This is a genomic window from Serratia proteamaculans (assembly GCF_004684015.1).
Classification (GTDB): Bacteria; Pseudomonadota; Gammaproteobacteria; order Enterobacterales; family Enterobacteriaceae; genus Serratia; species Serratia proteamaculans_F.
Genome location: NZ_SRIA01000023.1, coordinates 56,946 through 74,485 on the forward strand (window position 1 = coordinate 56,946; position 17,540 = coordinate 74,485).

At 55.9% G+C, this 17,540-nt stretch carries 15 protein-coding genes; 11 read left to right on the top strand and 4 right to left on the bottom strand.

Annotated features, from left to right (window positions below; translation table 11 throughout):
- Positions 1-32: 32 nt before the first annotated feature.
- On the top strand, positions 33-2,591 hold the full coding sequence (gene mrcA / locus E5C26_RS23195) for a peptidoglycan glycosyltransferase/peptidoglycan DD-transpeptidase MrcA (protein WP_135318358.1): 2,559 nt from the start codon (positions 33-35) through the stop codon (positions 2,589-2,591).
- 52 nt (positions 2,592-2,643) lie between these two features.
- Here mrcA and nudE read toward each other — a convergent pair whose 3' ends face one another.
- Entirely contained in the window at positions 2,644-3,198 is a 555-nt protein-coding gene (gene nudE, locus E5C26_RS23200; protein ID WP_135318359.1) for an ADP compounds hydrolase NudE, read from the bottom strand.
- A gap of 465 nt (positions 3,199-3,663) precedes the next feature.
- Between nudE and E5C26_RS23205 the strand changes: the two genes are divergently transcribed.
- The 7 genes from E5C26_RS23205 to E5C26_RS23235 all read left to right on the top strand — a co-directional run bounded on the left by E5C26_RS23205 (position 3,664) and on the right by E5C26_RS23235 (position 10,563).
- On the top strand, positions 3,664-5,796 hold the full coding sequence (locus E5C26_RS23205; protein ID WP_135318360.1) for an intracellular growth attenuator family protein: 2,133 nt from the start codon (positions 3,664-3,666) through the stop codon (positions 5,794-5,796).
- A gap of 96 nt (positions 5,797-5,892) precedes the next feature.
- On the top strand, positions 5,893-6,573 hold the full coding sequence (gene yrfG, locus E5C26_RS23210; protein ID WP_135318361.1) for a GMP/IMP nucleotidase: 681 nt from the start codon (positions 5,893-5,895) through the stop codon (positions 6,571-6,573).
- Positions 6,570-6,977, top strand: coding sequence for a ribosome-associated heat shock protein Hsp15 (gene hslR, locus E5C26_RS23215; RefSeq protein ID WP_135318362.1), 408 nt, complete (start codon positions 6,570-6,572; stop codon positions 6,975-6,977). Before yrfG ends, hslR begins: the two co-directional genes overlap by 4 nt.
- A 25-nt stretch (positions 6,978-7,002) precedes the next feature.
- A complete protein-coding gene (gene hslO, locus E5C26_RS23220; protein WP_135318363.1) occupies positions 7,003-7,881 on the top strand; it encodes an Hsp33 family molecular chaperone HslO in 879 nt (292 codons plus the stop codon).
- Between the two features lie 196 nt (positions 7,882-8,077).
- Positions 8,078-9,697 (top strand): phosphoenolpyruvate carboxykinase (ATP), encoded by a 1,620-nt coding sequence (gene pckA, locus E5C26_RS23225; RefSeq protein ID WP_135318364.1) that lies wholly within the window; start codon positions 8,078-8,080, stop codon positions 9,695-9,697.
- A 126-nt stretch (positions 9,698-9,823) separates the two neighbouring features.
- On the top strand, positions 9,824-10,087 hold the full coding sequence (locus E5C26_RS23230; RefSeq protein WP_135318365.1) for a FitA-like ribbon-helix-helix domain-containing protein: 264 nt from the start codon (positions 9,824-9,826) through the stop codon (positions 10,085-10,087).
- The gene (locus tag E5C26_RS23235) at positions 10,084-10,563 is read left to right on the top strand and encodes a type II toxin-antitoxin system VapC family toxin (RefSeq protein WP_135318366.1); all 480 of its coding nucleotides are present in this window, start codon (positions 10,084-10,086) and stop codon (positions 10,561-10,563) included. The genes E5C26_RS23230 and E5C26_RS23235 overlap by 4 nt, the downstream gene beginning before the upstream one ends.
- A 16-nt stretch (positions 10,564-10,579) precedes the next feature.
- On the opposite strand, the gene envZ is transcribed toward E5C26_RS23235, so the two are convergent.
- From envZ to E5C26_RS23250, 3 genes are all read right to left on the bottom strand, one after another.
- Positions 10,580-11,959, bottom strand: coding sequence for a two-component system sensor histidine kinase EnvZ (envZ, locus tag E5C26_RS23240; RefSeq protein ID WP_135318367.1), 1,380 nt, complete (start codon positions 11,957-11,959; stop codon positions 10,580-10,582).
- Positions 11,956-12,675 carry an osmolarity response regulator transcription factor OmpR gene (ompR, locus tag E5C26_RS23245; RefSeq protein WP_004709363.1) on the bottom strand — a complete coding sequence of 240 codons (720 nt, stop codon included), beginning with the start codon at positions 12,673-12,675 and terminating at the stop codon, positions 11,956-11,958. The genes envZ and ompR overlap by 4 nt, the downstream gene beginning before the upstream one ends.
- A 330-nt stretch (positions 12,676-13,005) precedes the next feature.
- A complete protein-coding gene (locus tag E5C26_RS23250) occupies positions 13,006-13,950 on the bottom strand; it encodes a LysR family transcriptional regulator (RefSeq protein ID WP_135318368.1) in 945 nt (314 codons plus the stop codon).
- 113 nt (positions 13,951-14,063) lie between these two features.
- Between E5C26_RS23250 and E5C26_RS23255 the strand changes: the two genes are divergently transcribed.
- The 3 genes from E5C26_RS23255 (at position 14,064) to E5C26_RS23265 (ending at position 17,521) form a co-directional block, all read left to right on the top strand.
- Positions 14,064-15,554, top strand: a complete 1,491-nt coding sequence (locus E5C26_RS23255) for an aldehyde dehydrogenase family protein (protein ID WP_135318369.1) — start codon at positions 14,064-14,066, stop codon at positions 15,552-15,554.
- On the top strand, positions 15,555-16,589 hold the full coding sequence (locus E5C26_RS23260) for a cupin domain-containing protein (RefSeq protein ID WP_135318370.1): 1,035 nt from the start codon (positions 15,555-15,557) through the stop codon (positions 16,587-16,589).
- A gap of 68 nt (positions 16,590-16,657) precedes the next feature.
- Entirely contained in the window at positions 16,658-17,521 is an 864-nt protein-coding gene (locus E5C26_RS23265; RefSeq protein ID WP_135318371.1) for a fumarylacetoacetate hydrolase family protein, read from the top strand.
- The last annotated feature ends 19 nt before the right edge of the window (positions 17,522-17,540 follow it).

The window sequence follows — 17,540 nt, forward strand, 5'->3', positions numbered from 1 at the left end:
TGCCCAAATGACATGAAAATGGGAAATCTCAGGTGAAGTTCGTAAAGTATTTACTAATCCTTGCAGTGTGTTGCATCGTGTTGGGGGCAGCCTCGATCTTTGGCTTGTACAAATATGTCGAGCCACAGCTGCCTGACGTCGCAACGCTGAAAGATGTGCGGCTGCAAATACCGATGCAGGTTTACAGCGCCGACGGCGAGCTGATCGCCCAATACGGTGAAAAACGCCGTATTCCGCTAAAACTGAACCAAATTCCGCCGGTTATGGTGCATGCGTTTATCGCCACCGAAGACAGCCGCTTCTATGAGCATCATGGCGTCGACCCAATCGGTATCTTCCGTGCTGCCTCTATTGCGCTGGTGTCTGGCCATGCGTCACAGGGGGCAAGTACCATTACCCAGCAGTTGGCGAGAAACTTCTTCTTAAGCCCGGAACGCACCCTGATGCGCAAAATCAAGGAAGCTTTCCTGGCAATCCGCATCGAACAGATGCTGACCAAAGACGAAATCCTCGAGCTGTATCTGAACAAAATCTATCTGGGGTATCGCGCCTATGGCGTAGGTGCTGCGGCGCAGGTTTACTTCGGTAAAGACGTCAGCCAGCTCAGCTTAAGCGAAATGGCGACCATCGCCGGCTTGCCGAAAGCTCCGTCAACCTTCAACCCGCTTTATTCCCACGATCGCGCCGTAGCTCGCCGCAACGTGGTGCTGTCGCGGATGCTGGATGAGCATTACATCACTCAGGCGCAGTTCGACCAGGCGCGCAGTGAAGAGCTGGTGGCCAATTACCATGCGCCACAAATCAGCTTCTCTGCCCCCTATCTCTCCGAGATGGTGCGTCAGGAGATGATCAAGCGTTACGGTGACAATGCTTATACCGACGGCTACAAGGTCTACACCACCGTCACCAAGAAACTGCAGTTGGCGGCGCAGGAGTCGGTGCGTAACAACGTGCTGGCGTACGATATGCGCCATGGCTACCGCGGCCCGTCCAACGTGCTGTGGAAAGTGGGTGAAGCGGCCTGGGACCAAAAGCAGATCGTCGATTCCCTGAAGAATCTGCCGAACTACGGCCCACTGTCGCCGGCGGTGATTGTTGCCACCAGCACCGAAGAGGCAACCGCCATGATGGCAGACGGCAGCCATGTCGCGCTGCCGATGTCCACCATGCGCTGGGCGCGGCCTTACAGATCCGACACTCAGCAAGGCCCAACGCCGAAACGCGTCACCGATGTGGTGCAGGCCGGTCAACAAGTGTGGGTTCGCAAGGTGGGCGAAAACTGGTGGCTGTCACAGGTGCCGGACGTCAACTCAGCCCTGGTTTCGATCAACCCGAATGACGGTGCGGTGAAAGCGCTGGTCGGTGGGTTTGACTTCAACCAGAGCAAGTTTAACCGTGTCACTCAGGCGTTGCGTCAGGTCGGTTCCAATATCAAACCTTTCCTGTATACCGCAGCGATGGACAAGGGTCTGACCCTGGCCACTATCCTCAATGACCTGCCGATCACCCGTTGGGATCCAGGTGCCGGTACCGACTGGCGGCCGAAGAACTCACCGCCAACCTACGATGGTCCGATTCGCCTGCGTCAGGGGCTGGGACAGTCGAAGAACGTGGTGATGGTGCGTGCGATGCGTGCGATGGGCGTCGACTATGCGGCTGAATACCTGCAGCGTTTCGGCTTCCCGGCACAAAACATCGTGCATACCGAATCACTGGCGCTGGGCTCGGCTTCGTTCACCCCAATGCAGCTGGTACGCGGTTACGCGGTGCTGGCCAATGGCGGTTATCTGGTGGATCCGTACTTCATCACCAAGATTGAAGACGATAACGGCAACACCGTGTTCGAAACCAAGCCGAAGATTGTCTGCGACAGCTGTAATCTGCCGGTGATTTATGGTGACACTCACCGCTCAGCGGTGCTTTCCGAAGACAACATTGAAAATGTCGCGACGTCGCAGGAAGGTAAAAATGGCAACGTGCCCATGCCGCAACTCGAGCAGGTGACCCCCGCTCAGGTTCAGCAGGATGGCGATCAGCAGTATGCGCCACACGTTATCAGCACCCCGCTGGCGTTCCTGATGCACGATGCGCTGAACAGCAATATCTATGGCGAACCGGGTTGGATGGGTACCGCCTGGCGTGCAGGCCGTGACCTGAAACGTCGTGATATTGGTGGCAAAACCGGTACCACCAACAGTTCAAAAGACGCCTGGTTCTCCGGCTATGGCCCGGATACCGTGACGTCGGTATGGATTGGTTTCGATGACCATCGCCGTGACCTTGGCCGTACAACGGTATCCGGCGCGATCCCGGATCAGGCTTCCGGCGGTGAAGGTGGTGCCAAGAGTGCGCAACCGGCATGGGATGACTTTATGAAAACTGCACTGGAAGGCATTCCAGAGCAGAAAGTGACCCCACCACCGGGTATCATCAGCGTAACCATCGACAAGAGTAGCGGTAAGCTTTCCGGTGGCGGCGGCGGCAGCCGTTCCGAGTACTTTATCGAAGGGACTCAGCCGACGGACTACCCATCGCGGGATACCGGCACGACGCTGACGGATCCTGGTGGCGAAAGCCACGAGTTGTTCTAGCAAAAAAAGGGGGCCAGATTCATCTGGCCCCCTTTTCATTTAACCACCGCACTTAGCGGGAACCGCGTAAAAATGCCTCGGTGAGGAACAACGCACTCACGTTGCGCGCCTCACGGAAATCAGGCTCTGCCAGCAACGCCATCATGTCGGCTATTGGCCAACGCACCTGCGGCAAGGGCTCCGGCTCATCCCCTTCCAGACTCTGCGGGTAGAGATCGTGCGCCAGTACGATATTCATCTTGCTGGAAAAGTACGACGGGGCCATCGTCAGCTTGCTGAGGAAATCAAAGCGTCTGGCACCAAAACCGACCTCTTCCATCAGCTCACGGTTGGCCGCTTCCAACACTCCTTCACCCGGATCAATCAAGCCTTTGGGAAAACCAAGCTCATAAGATTCAGTGCCCACGGCATATTCACGGATCAGCAGCAAATCGGCGCCAATCACCGGCACAATCATCACGGCCTCGCGATCTGAGGGCCGCATCCGCTCATACACCCGCCGTACACCGTTACTGAACTCCAAATCGACCGACTCAACGTTAAATAAACGCGAACGTGCGACCGTTTCCACTTTCAGAATTTTAGGTTTTTGCAGGTGTTTATCCATGATTGCCTCAAATGAGTTATCCGCTAGCAGGCCACAGCATCGGGCGTGATAACGCGGGTAACCAGAATAATGATTGGCGTGACGCGCGGTCCGCATGCGTTCAAACGCTGACCAAATCCGATCTTGATCACATTGTGCGTTAATGAGAACCTTTGTCGCAACGAGCACAAGCAGTAATTTACTTTTTTTTAACAAGCGTAGCCAGTACGCGCCGCTTTTCTGTTCTCATCCAGCAAAAAGAGCGCATTAAAATAAGATAATGCCGATATCGACAGTGCAACCTGGTTGCTATCATCACGCAGGTAAGACAGGGCAATAAGACTGATATTTTTATCAATAAGTGAGATCCCGACGGAGAATCTGCTCTCTCGTTACGGATCAGGGTGTCTCTTGGTGATTTGGCTGCGTATAATAGTCCAGGATTCATCAGGTTGGTGAGGTTCACGGGTTCAGGATGGGGATAGCATGAGCACAATAGTGTTGATATTGGCCTTAGTGCTTGCCTGCCTGATTGCCGCCGGCCTGTATCTTTGGTTCAAAGCCCGCAATCAGCCGCTGCTGACGCGTACGCTGCCCTTTATCAAACCCACACACCGCAAGTTGACCGGCGAAGAACGCGCCGCCGTTGAGCACTATCTCGGCCAACAAAACAAGCTGAGCAACAAACTGTTGCCCGGCAGCAATTCATTGCCTTCTGCCAAGCTGGCGCTGACTCCGCAAAGCGACAATGTCTACCCGGTCACCCACGCCATTACCCGCTACGGGCTGGCCAGCGATGAACCCAATAAATGGCGCTATTATCTGGACGCCGAAGAGGTGCATCTGCCGCCGTTCTGGGAGCAGTACATCAGCGCCGATAACCATGTGGAAGTGATTAGAACCCAGACCCTACCGCTGGTGATCTCGCTCAACGGGCATTCGCTGAAAGACCATATTCACGATCGGCCGCTGCCGCCGGTGGTGAAGGCAACCCCGAGCCCAAATGCCTCTATCCGCAAGGAAGAGAGCGAGCATGTCGAACTGGTGAACATCCGCAAGGAAACTCCGGAAGAACACGCACTCAATCGCCCGAACGGCATCAAGGAAGCCGCCATTATCTCCGCTGCCCTGCTGCTGCTGTTCTTCAGCCTGATAAGCCCGGTCGTTGTGATCCCCTGGATGATTGTCGTCGCCGTGTTGATGATCGCCTGGGGCTGCTGGAACCTGTTCCGCAGCCCTGCCACCCGCGAACTAAAAGAAGTGCACTGCCTGCGGGGTACCCCCAAGCGCTGGGGGCTGTTTGGCGAATCCAATCAGGGGCAGATCAGCAATATTTCACTCGGCATCATTGACCTGATTTATCCGCCACACTGGCAGCCTTACATCACTCAGGATCTGGGTAAAACCACCGACGTGGATATCTACCTTAACCGTCAGGTACTGCGCCAGGGTCGTTACCTTTCGCTGCATGATGAGGTGAAGAACTTCCCACTGCAGCAATGGGGCAGGAACGCGGTACTCATGGCCAGTTCACTTTTGGTGCTGCTGCTGTTGCTGACCTATATCCCGCTCAGCCTGCCGCTCAAGCTGAGCATGGCCTGGTTGCAGGGCGCACAAAAAATTGAAGTCACCAACGTGCAGGCGCTGGAAGGCGCAACGCTGCGTATCGGTGATACCCTGAAAGCCCAGGGTACGGGCATGTGCTATGTACCACCGTTAACCAGCGGCACGCGCTCCGCCAGCTTTATGCCGTTCGACTGTTCAGGGATTTACTGGAACAACGCGGCGCCACTGCCGCAGCCGGAATCGGAAGTGATCGACAAGGCCTCTGCCCTGCTGGCGACGGTTAATGCCCAGTTACACCCTGACGGCACCGACCAAAAGCTCAACCCACAGTTGGCCAGCGCAATCGAAAAATCCGGTATGATCCTGCTGGATGATTTTTCCGATATCGTGCTGAAAACGCAGGATCTGTGCCAAGCGGATAATGACTGCGTCCGGCTGAAGAACGCACTGGTCAATCTGGGCAACGTCAAAAACTGGGGCACCCTGGTTAAACGTGCCAAAACAGGCTCGTTGCAAGGGGTGAACGTGTTGCTACGCCCGGTGAGCGCCGAATCGCTGGAAAGCCTGACCAAAGTGGCCGCATCATCCTTCGTCTACAGCGAAACCAGGCAGGCCGCCGCCGCGCTCAACAGCCCGCCACCGGGAGGGTTCCTGATCACCAGTGATGAAGGCAAACAGCTGGTGAATCACCCGCAACCGACGGTGCCGCTAAACGAATACAACGCACTTGACCAGTGGAATGAGCTACAACGCCTTGCCGGCATGCTGCTGCATACGCCGTTCGAGGCACAGGGCGTGATCACCAATATCAGCGTCGATGCCAATGGGACCCGTCATATTGCACTGCACAGTGAGCCGGATATCATTACCTTGTGGCGCTATCTCGGCACCAGCCTGCTGCTGCTGACCGTCGCCGTCGTGCTGGGCTACAACACCTGGCAACTGGTGCAGCGCCGTCGCATCAATCAGCACCGCATCGCCGATATCCAGCGCTACTACGAGAGCTGCTTTAATCCGCAGCTCGCCCCGATGTCATTGCGGCCGATGCCCTGAGTCACCAGCCAGCCTGCGCCCTGTCATCAGCTTATGCTACGCTAACGCTATTCCCCTTATCCTGCGAACCGCCGACGGTTCGCCTATGGAGTTTTCATGGTTCCCGAGTTTGACTGGCGTGAGATCGATACCGTGCTGCTGGATATGGACGGTACCCTGCTCGATCTGGAGTTCGACAGCCACTTTTGGCTCAGCCTGGTGCCACAGGCCCTGAGCGAGCAGCGGGCTATTCCCTTCGATGAAGCGCGTAAAATTATTCATCAGGAATATCTGGCCGTGCAGCACACCATGAATTGGTACTGCTTCGATTACTGGAGCGAACGGCTGGATATGGATATTTACCGCATGACCAGCGAGGTAGGCAACCGTGCCCGTCTGCGTGAAGATACCGAACCGTTTTTACAGGCATTACGTGCGGCAGGCCACCAGACTATTTTGTTGACCAACGCCCATCCGCACAGCCTGGCGGTAAAAATTGAGCATACCGGTTTGGACAGGCACCTTGATTTATTACTTTCCACCCACACATTTGGTTATCCGAAAGAAGATCAGCGTTTATGGCAGGCAGTGCAGCAACACACCGGTTTTGATCCGCAGCGCACGCTGTTTGTCGACGACGGTGAACCGATTCTGGATGCCGCCCGTACCTTCGGTATTCGCTACTGCCTGGGCGTGCAAAACCCGGATTCCAGCATGGCGGAGAAAACCTTCCAGCATCACCCATCGATGCGCGATTACCGCCTGTTGATACCGGCGCTGGCCAGGGGGAATGGATGAAAGGAAAAGCAACAGACGACGAAGCCGTCCGGCTGGACAAGTGGCTATGGGCGGCACGTTTCTATAAGACCCGCGCACTGGCACGGGAGATGATCGACGGCGGCAAGGTGCACTACAACGGACAGCGCGGCAAGCCGAGCAAGATTGTCGAGCTTAACGCCGAGATCAAACTGCGTCAGGGAAATGAAGAACGCACGGTGATCGTGCTGGCAGTGACCAACCAACGGCGCGGCGCCGACGAGGCGCAGCAAATGTATCAGGAAACCGAGGCCAGCATCGTCAACCGAGAGAAAGTGGCGCTCGCGCGCAAAATGAATGCGCTGACCATGCCGCATCCGGACCGCCGTCCGGACAAGAAAGAGCGGCGCGACCTGATTAAATTTAAATTTGGTGAGCAGGAATAACCCCTCACCGCAATGAGAGAAAACTATGTCTAACCATGACCAATTGCACCGTTACCTGTTTGAAAACTACGCGGTGCGCGGTGAGCTGGTTACCGTCAGCGAAACCTATCAGCAGGTTCTGAACAACCACGACTATCCGGCACCGGTAAAGAAACTGCTGGGTGAACTGCTGGTTGCCACCAGTCTGCTGACCGCAACGTTGAAGTTCGACGGCGACATCACCGTACAGTTACAAGGCGACGGTCCGCTGAAGCTGGCGGTGATTAACGGCAACAACCGCCAGGAAATGCGTGGTGTGGCGCGCGTACAGAGCGAAATCGCTGATGACAGCACGCTGCACCAGATGATCGGTAATGGCGTCATGGTCATCACCATTGCCCCCACCGAGGGCGAACGCTATCAGGGCGTAGTGGCACTGGAAGGTGAAACGCTGGCCGAGTGCCTCGAGGCTTACTTCCGTCAGTCAGAGCAGTTACCGACCCGCCTGTTCATCCGTACCGGTGAGTCTGAAGGTCAACCGGCTGCGGGCGGCATGCTGCTGCAGGTCCTGCCGGCGCAGGACGGTAATGCCGATGACTTCGATCATCTGGTGCAACTGACCAACACGGTGAAAAGCGAAGAGCTGTTCGGCCTGCCGGCCAACGAAGTGCTTTATCGCCTGTACCATCAGGAAGAAGTTACCCTGTATGAACCGCAGGACGTGATATTCCGTTGCACCTGTTCACGCCAGCGTTGCGCTGACGCGCTGATCACGTTGCCGGCGGAAGAAGTGGCTCAGATGCTGGAACAAGATGGCAATATTGATATGCACTGCGATTATTGCGGCAATCACTATGTGTTTGATGCCGTGGACGTTGCCGCTTTGTACACCGGTAACACCGACGAAAGCGAGCAGTTGCACTAAGTAGCACCTCATATCGGCGGGCGCGCCCTGCGCCTGCCTATTTACTCCGTTTGCACGTTTGCTTTTTTCCGTGTGCTATCTCTCAGAACGTAACGAAAAACCGACTAAAACGTTAAATATTTGATACCTATCGCGGTTACTCGCTGCTGAATCCCTACAATTGGCGCCAGAAATTCTGTGACCAAGGAGTAGTGACATGCGTGTTAAAGGTATAACCCCTCAGGATCTGGCCGCTTATGGGATTCATAACGTCGGCGAAATCGTTCACAACCCGAGTTATGACCTGCTGTTCAAGGAAGAAACAGACCCATCTCTGGAAGGTTTTGAGCGTGGGGTGGTAACCAAGCTGGGTGCTGTATCCGTCGACACCGGTATTTTTACCGGCCGTTCCCCGAAAGATAAATACATCGTCCGTGACGACATCACCCGCGACACCGTGTGGTGGGCCGATCAGGGTAAAGGTAAAAACGACAACAAACCCCTTAGCCCGGAAGTCTGGGCAGACCTGAAACAGCTGGTCACTACACAACTCTCCGGCAAACGTCTGTTTGTAATGGATACCTTCTGCGGCGCCAACGCCGACTCCCGCCTGAAAGTCCGCTTTATTACCGAGGTAGCCTGGCAGGCACACTTCGTTAAAAACATGTTCATCCGCCCGACTGATGAAGAGCTGCAGGATTTCGAACCAGACTTCGTGGTGATGAACGGCGCCAAATGCACTAACCCGAACTGGCAGCAACAGGGCCTGAACTCGGAAAACTTTGTCGCCTTCAACCTGACCGAGCGCATGCAACTGATTGGCGGCACCTGGTACGGCGGTGAAATGAAAAAGGGTATGTTCTCCATCATGAACTACCTGTTGCCGCTCAAAGGCATCGCTTCAATGCACTGCTCGGCCAACGTAGGCGAGAAAGGCGACGTGGCGGTATTCTTCGGCCTGTCCGGCACCGGCAAAACCACCCTGTCCACCGATCCGAAACGCCAACTGATTGGCGATGACGAGCACGGTTGGGATGACGACGGCGTGTTTAACTTTGAAGGCGGCTGCTACGCCAAAACCATCAAGCTGTCTGAAGAAGCCGAGCCGGATATCTATCACGCCATCAAACGCGATGCGCTGCTGGAAAACGTCGTCGTTCTGGCTGACGGCACCATAGATTTCAATGACGGTTCGAAAACCGAGAACACCCGAGTTTCCTACCCGATTTATCACATCCAGAATATCGTGAAACCGGTTTCCAAAGCGGGTCACGCCACCAAGGTGATCTTCCTGACCGCAGACGCCTTCGGCGTACTGCCGCCGGTCTCTCGCCTGACCGCTAACCAGACCCAGTACCACTTCCTGTCTGGCTTTACCGCCAAGCTGGCCGGTACCGAGCGCGGCGTGACCGAGCCGACCCCAACCTTCTCCGCCTGCTTCGGCGCAGCCTTCCTGTCGCTGCACCCAACGCAGTACGCTGAAGTGCTGGTGAAACGCATGCAGGCTGCCGGCGCGCAGGCCTATCTGGTGAACACCGGCTGGAACGGCACTGGCAAACGTATCTCGATCAAGGATACCCGCGGCATTATCGACGCGATCCTCAGCGGTGAAATCGATAAGGCAGAAACCATTACTCTGCCTATCTTCGACCTGGCGATGCCAACCTCACTGCCGGGCGTTAACCCGGATATCCTGGATCCACGCGCCACTTACGCCAGCCTCGAACAATGGCAAGAGAAAGCGCAGGATCTGGCCGAGCGTTTTGTCACCAACTTTGACAAATACACCGATACGCCGGCAGGTGCCGCATTGGTCAGCGCCGGTCCAAAACTGTAATACCTTCCTTTTACAGCTTCAGCTAAGGCGTGGATCCCACGCCTTTTTTTATTTTTATCGGTTGTTATTTAATCAGCGCAAAGGGATAATAATGCGGTGCAATCATTGATAGCAAAGGAGGTTTCAATGGCTACCATAACCGTCAGAAATCTGGACGACGAAGTCAAAGAGTTGCTGCGCGTCTCGGCAGCGAAGAATGGCCATTCCATGGAGGAGGAAGCTCGTATGATTTTGAAACAGGCCTTGGTGAAAAAACAGCCGCGCTACGGGTTAGGCACCTGGATGCATCAGCATTTTGCCGAGTTGGGCGGCGTTGAACTGGAAATCCCACCGCGTGATAAAACACCCGCGCGCATTGTCACCTTTGATGACGATGATGACCAGGTATGATTATTCTCGATACCAATGTCATTTCGGAAACGTTGCGCCCCAATCCCCACTACAACGTCCTCACATGGCTGAATGAAAAAGACAACGATGACCTTTATCTGAGTGCGGTCGTTCTCGCCGAGCTGTTCAGTGGGGTGGCCTGTATGCCTGATGGAAAGCGAAAACGCGAATTCAGGTTTAAGTTGGCGGAGGCGGTGCAGATAAGATTTGATGAGCAAACTCTGCCATTTGATACGCTCTGCGCAATGCAATACGCAGAACTTATGGGGAAGAATCAGCGTCAGGGTCGGCTGATGAGCATGGCAGACACCCAGATCGCCGCCACCTGCCTGAATTACGGTGCCGCCCTGGCCACGCGTAATACCAAAGACTTTATTCATTGCGGGATTGAATTAATCGACCCCTGGCAAGCCAGCACCGGTCGACGTCTGCATGAAGAAGCGGCGGAATACTACGTCATGAGCAGAAAACCCTGACAGGGCAGCTTCACTGTCAGGGGAGTTTGGCGCTGTCTTTCACTGCCTGATGCCCGTTGGCCGACTCTTTCTTTTCCATCGGTAACGGAATATAAGCCCTGATCAACAACCCGCCGCGTTCGCTGGTGCCGATATCCAAAGCGCCATGATGACCATCGATAATACGTTGTACGATAGCCAGGCCAAGCCCGGTCCCGCTGGTACTACGTGCGCTGTCGCCACGGACAAACGGCTGCAGCAGATGTTTCAACTCTTCCGGTTTAATGCCCGGGCCATCGTCTTCTACCTGGAACCAGCCGCGCTGCAGTTCACGACCACTGCTGACTTTGATCCAGCCGTTGCCGTAACGCGCCGCATTCACCACCATGTTCGCCGCCGCACGCTTGATCGACAGAGGATGCACATTCATCATCAGCTCACCCGGAGCCAAAGCAGTTTCGATAACCCGCTCATAGCCACTCTCGGCCGCCACCACTTCACCCAGAATACCATTCAGATCGCTTAACTCGGTCTGCATCTCCTGGCCGGTGCGCAGATAGTCAATAAACTGTTCAATGATGGCATTGCACTCTTCAATATCTTTATTGATCGACTCCGCCAGATAGCCGTCTTCGGCACTCATCATCTCGGTCGCCAGACGGATGCGCGTCAACGGTGTACGCAGGTCGTGGCTGACGCCGGCCATCAGCAGCGTGCGGTCATCCGCCAGTTGCTTAACGCCCGATGCCATCTGATTAAAGGCCCGCGTTACCGAACGCACCTCAGATGCGCCGTACTCACGCAACGGCGGCGGAATAATGCCCTTGCCGACCTGCAGAGCTGCATGCTCCAGCTCCACCAGCGGGCGGTTCTGGATACGAATAAACAGCCAGGCACCGCCTATCGCCAACAGCATAATTGCCAGCGTATAACGGAACAGCGGCGAGAAATCGCCCTGGTGAATTTCAGTCAGCGGGACACGTACCCAGATATCCGGCTGCAGCCAGGTCTTCAGCCACACTACCGGGGAGTTTTTGTTCACCTCCACCCGCACGTCGGTTGGGCCACCAAGCTGCTGAGCCATTTGCTGACTGAGGAATTGATAGTGCTGCGCCCAGCGCAGACCGCTCTCCTCCGCCGCCGAGTTGGTGTAGAGAGAAATCCCCAATTCGCGATAGATTTCACGACGGAACGCCGGCGGCACCTCCAGCAAGGTCCCATCCTCCAGCTGCAGCTTGTCAGTCATCAGCATACGAACTTCGTAGGCCAATACTTTGTTGAACTGCTGCAGACTGGGAAGGATGGCGAAGTTCAGCACCACCAGATAGGTCGTCACCAGGCTGACGAACAGCAAGGTGACGATCAATAGCAGGGTTCGGGCAAACGAGCTACGCGGTGAAAAGCGTAATCGTCTCATGCCTTGCTGCCGTCCGGGACGAAGACGTAGCCAAGACCCCAAACGGTCTGGATATAACGTGGATGCGCAGGATCTTCCTCAACCATACGGCGCAGACGAGAAATCTGCACGTCGATGGAGCGTTCCATGGCGCTGTATTCACGGCCGCGAGCCAGGTTCATCAGCTTGTCACGCGACAGCGGTTCACGCGGATGGCTTACCAACGCCTTCAGTACCGCGAACTCACCGCTGGTCAACGGCATAGGCTCGTCTTCACGGAACATTTCGCGGGTACCCAGGTTCAGTTTGAATTTGCCAAAGGCAATCACCGCTTCTTCTTGCGAAGGAGCACCCGGCAGTTCATTGGCCTGACGGCGCAATACCGCACGGATGCGGGCCAGCAGTTCACGCGGGTTGAACGGTTTTGGGATGTAATCGTCGGCGCCGATTTCCAGGCCAACGATACGGTCGACTTCTTCACCTTTGGCGGTCACCATAATGATCGGCATAGGGTTGCTCTGGCTGCGCAGACGACGGCAGATAGAAAGCCCGTCCTCGCCCGGCAACATCAGGTCCAGCACCATCAGGTGGAAGGATTCACGTGTCAGCAAGCGATCCATTTGCTCAGCGTTGGCTACGCTGCGAACCTGAAAACCCTGTTCGGTTAAATAACGCTCTAAAAGCGCGCGCAAGCGCATGTCATCATCGACGACCAGAATCTTATGATTCTCTTGCATTGTATTACTCCCAAAGGCTGTATTGCCTGACGTGAATATTGTTAAAAAACCATGCCAATTCGGACAGCGATTATTGGTATATATTCTAGACTAAATTGTTACAAAGCTTATTCTTTTACCGAGTTATCAATATCTTTCATACAGCAGACTAATTAATCCGCACATTATTGTCTCGTTTCGCCGTAAAAAGCTCGCACAGCCCTCCCGGAAGAATGACATCATCATCGTGAACTGCAGGGGACTGGCCCTCAAATTAATAACGTATTTATAACCTGATTAGCCTGGTTCCAGCGAGTGTACCCTCAGTCTAAGCCGCCAGTGACAATGCACCTAATGTTCTCCCGGGCATTCATCGCCACTATTGTCGTCATCGCGTTGGAATAACCCACGAATTTCGCCCCGCAGCCATTGATTACCGCGATCATGATGAGCGCGCTCATGCCAATACTGCATCACCGGGAACTGAGGTATTGAGAAAGGCACCGGGTAAATATGCACCTTGCCCGCGGCCTGCAGTAACTGCGCCGCCTCATAGGTCACCGTGGCGAGCAGGTCCGTTTGGGCAATGATATGGGTCAGGCTCAGAAAATGGCTGGTCTGCAGTTTGACGTTGCGCACAATCCCCTGCTCCCTCATCGCCTGTTCGGCAATTTCCTGGCTGCGAATACGCAAACGAGCGATTACGTGTTCAGCCTGCAAAAACTGCGGCAGAGACAGCGATTTGCCAATCTGCGGATGGCCCTGACGCACCGCGCAGCAGAACCCACTGTAAAATAACCGCTGCTGATAAAAAACGGCGCGACGCAGGTCGGGAAAATAACCGATAGCCAGATCGACCCGTCCGCTTTCCAGAGCCTCTTCCAATTGCGCCGGGGCCAGCTCATGGCTGACCACCGCCATCCCTGGGGCCACCTTAGCCAGGTGGTTAATCAGGGGAGGTAAAAAATACTGTTCGCCGATGTCCGGCATACAGAGCGTCAGCGTTCTGCGGCTAGCCGCAGGATCAAATCCCACCGGTTGCAAAACATCATCGCGGATCATCGACAGCACCCGTTCGACGGACGGCATCAGTTCGCTGGCCCGGTCCGTCGGGCACATTTCGTTATTAATCCGCACAAACATCGGGTCGTCAAACAGCTGCCGCAGACGAGCCAGCGCATGACTCACCGCCGGCTGGCTGATGCCCAGCACCTGCCCCGCCAGACCGACACTGCGCTGGCGAAAGATAGCGTCAAACACCACCAATAAATTCAAATCGACGTTCTTCAAATTCATTTTTCTTATTTGCCCAATAAATCACATTCGATTGATTGATTGTAGGCAGCAGATATTCTCTCAGTACATAAGAATTTTCATTTCATTAACAAAAATGCATCACAGGAGCAGTTATGCAGACAGGTGATCAGACCCACTCAGCCAGGCCAAAAGCACTGCACTGGATCGATGGCCAGTGGCAGGATTCGACCAAACAGGGCATCAGTATCAGCCCGACGGACGGCTCCGAACTGGGGGAATTTGCCGACGGCGGCACCGAGGAAGCCGCGATGGCGATTGCCGCCGCCCAACGCGCATTTGTGCCGGCATGGAGCCGTGACCGACAGCTGCGGGCCCGCTGCCTGAATCAAATGGCCGATCGATTTGAACAACATGCGGAAACCCTGGCCCAGATCCTGGCGCAAGACAACGGTAAACCGCTGAGCGAAGCCCGCTTTGAGGTTCAGTTCATTCCCAGCAAACTGCGCTACGCCGCCGCACTGGCCCTGACCACTTATGGGCGTGCCATGGAGATCCAGCCTGGCGCCTTATCCCGGGTATTGTACGAGCCGCTGGGCGTGGTCGGGGTGATCACTCCGTGGAATTCACCGGCCATTCTTACCATCAGATCGCTGGCCCCGGCATTGGCCGCAGGCAATACCGTCGTGATCAAACTTCCGGCTCAGACCGCTCAGGTTAACGCAGCCTTCGCCCGCATTCTGGCCGAAGTCGACAGTCTGCCGCAGGGGGTGGTGAACCTGTTCACCGAAAGCGGCAGCGAAGGCGCCATGTTACTGGTCAGCAGCCCGGCAGTCCCAGGCATCAGTTTTACCGGCAGCACCCGTACCGGACGCACATTGGCGGCCAACGCCATGCAGCGGGTCAAACGCATCTCACTGGAGTTGGGAGGGAAAACGCCGCACCTGCTGTTCGAAGACGCCGACCTGGATCGCGCCTTGCCGATGATTGTGCGTTCACTCACCACCTTCAGCGGTCAATTCTGCGTTACCGGCAGCCGTTTACTGGTGCAGCGCACGATCTATCCGCAGGTTAAAGCCCGCATGGCCGCCTTGCTGGAAGCGGTAAAAGTCGGGCCGTCGCTGGAGCCGGGCGTTGAGTTGGGGCCGTTGATCGACCAACAAAGCGTCCTGCGGGTCGATGCCATGGTCACTGCCGCGCTGGCCCAGGGTGCCAGGGCCGTGGTTCGCGGCGGGCCGGTCGTGGAAGGCCCATTGGCCAAAGGCGCGTTCTACCGACCTACTCTGCTGGAAGTACCCAACAGCGATATGGACATTGTGCAGCAGGAGGTTTTCGGGCCGGTGCTCACGCTGGAGGCCTTTGACGACGAAGCGCAAGCGATCGCCTCTGCCAATCATAGCGACTACGGGCTGGCCGCCAGTATCTGGTCGATGGATGCCAACCGCCCGCATCGGGTCGCGCGGGAAATTCAGGCCGGCAGCGTGTGGATTAACGACTGGGCACAAATTCACGATGAGTTCGAAGAGGGTGGGTACAAACAGAGCGGCCTCGGGCGTTTGAACGGTATCGCCTCGCTGGACAGCTTTATGGAATACAAACACGTCTATCAAAATGTGGGGGTTATCGACCCGCAGGGGAATGACTAAATGAATATCGATATTCAGCAACTGCAAAAGAAACACCTGTTCCCGCTATGGGAGTCACTGCATGGCCTGGTCCCCAATCAGCCGGAACCTCAGGCTACGCCTTATCAATGGCATTACGCTGAGGTCAAAGACGCGCTGCTGGATATCGGCTCAAAGATCGACATCGTACGAGCCGAACGTCGCGTGCTGGTGATGGAAAATCCGTCGCTGCCACCGGGCTCATCACGCATCACCGACACGCTGTATGCCGGGATGCAAATGGTGCTGCCGGGTGAAATTGCCCCCTTACATCGCCACACCCCCACCGCCCTGCGCTTTATTCTGGAAGCCGACGGCGGTAACACCACGGTGGACGGCGAAAAGACTACGCTGCATCCGGGGGATTTTATCATTACCCCTTCATGGCGTTGGCACCAGCACCAAAATGACACCGATAAGCCGATATTCTGGCTCGATGGCCTGGATGCCCCGCTGCTGCACTTTCTCAAGGCCGGGTTTCGGCAAGATCGCCTGCCCGCAGGCCAAACGCTGGAGCCGCGCCCGGAGGGCGATGCCCTGGCCCGCTACGGTGCCGGCCTGATACCGCTGGAGTATCGCCCAACGGGGCAGAGCCAGCCCTCGCCGATATTTAACTACCCGTATCTACGCACCCGTGAAGCGCTGGAACAATTACAACGCCATAGCGAGATCGACCCAGCCAGCGCCATCAGCCTGCGCTATATCAACCCGGCCAACGGCGATTGGGCCATCCCTACCCTCGGTACCGTCATCACGCTGCTGCCCAAAGGGTTTACCAGCCTCTATCAGCGTGGCAATGCCAGCCAGGTGCTGGTGGTGATGGAGGGAGAACTGGAAGTTCGGTTAACCGGGGGGATTCACTTCCGGCTAAAACCGAAAGACATCTTTGCGCTGCCTTCGTGGCTCAGCTATCAGTTGTCGGCACCTGACGGCGATACGGTCTGCTTTAGTTTTTCCGATCGCCCGGTACTGGAAAAACTGGGGATCTGGCGGCATGAAATCACGCCTGAGGGCTGATACTCCCGTTTAATCGGCCCATTCAGCGGCCAACACCATCACATTTTTGCTTTTAGAGGGCCTATATCATGAAGATCTGCCGCTTCAATCACGACCGGATAGGGATCATCCGGCAACAACGGGTGTACGACATCACGCCGATGTTTCACGACCTCCCTCCCGCCCATTGGCCCGCGCCGCCCGCCGACTGGATGATCAGCCACTTCCCCTTCATTGCGCAGGCACTGGGCGCAAACTGGGAACGGCTGAAAAGCTACCCGCTGGAGCAGGTAGCCCTGAACGCACCGGTGGCCAATCCAGGTAAAATTGTCGCCGCGCCAATTAATTACCGCGATCACATCGCCGAAGCCAATGCCGACCAGGAAATCAACCATGGCAAGGTCTATACCGATATCAGCGAATACGGCCTGTTTCTTAAAGCCAACAGCTCGCTGTGCGGGCCGAACGAAGTCATACCCCTGCCAATCCCCGGGCGACGTACCGATCCAGAGGTCGAACTGGCGGTGATCATTGGTCAACGCGCCCGCAACCTGCCTGTCGAGCGGGCGCTGGAGGTGGTGTTCGGCTACGCTATCGGCATAGACATGACCGTACGCGGCTCGGAATTTCCCTCTTTCCGTAAATCGGCCGATAACTTTTCGGTATTGGGCCCGTGGATTGTCACCCCCGACGAAATCGGCGACCCGAACACACTGGATCTCAGCATTCGGGTCAACGGCCAGCTCAGGCAGCAGTCCAACACCCGCCATCTGATTTATAACGTACAACGCCTGATCGCCTATGCCTCGGCGATGTTTACCCTGTGGCCGGGGGACGTAATTTATACCGGCACGCCGTCAGGCGTCGGTGCGATACAGGCAGGCGACCGCATCGACGTCAGTATCGAGCGCATCGGTGCGATGTCGGTCACGATCGCCGACAGCGTCCCCTGATTGGCCCTATTTTCGATGC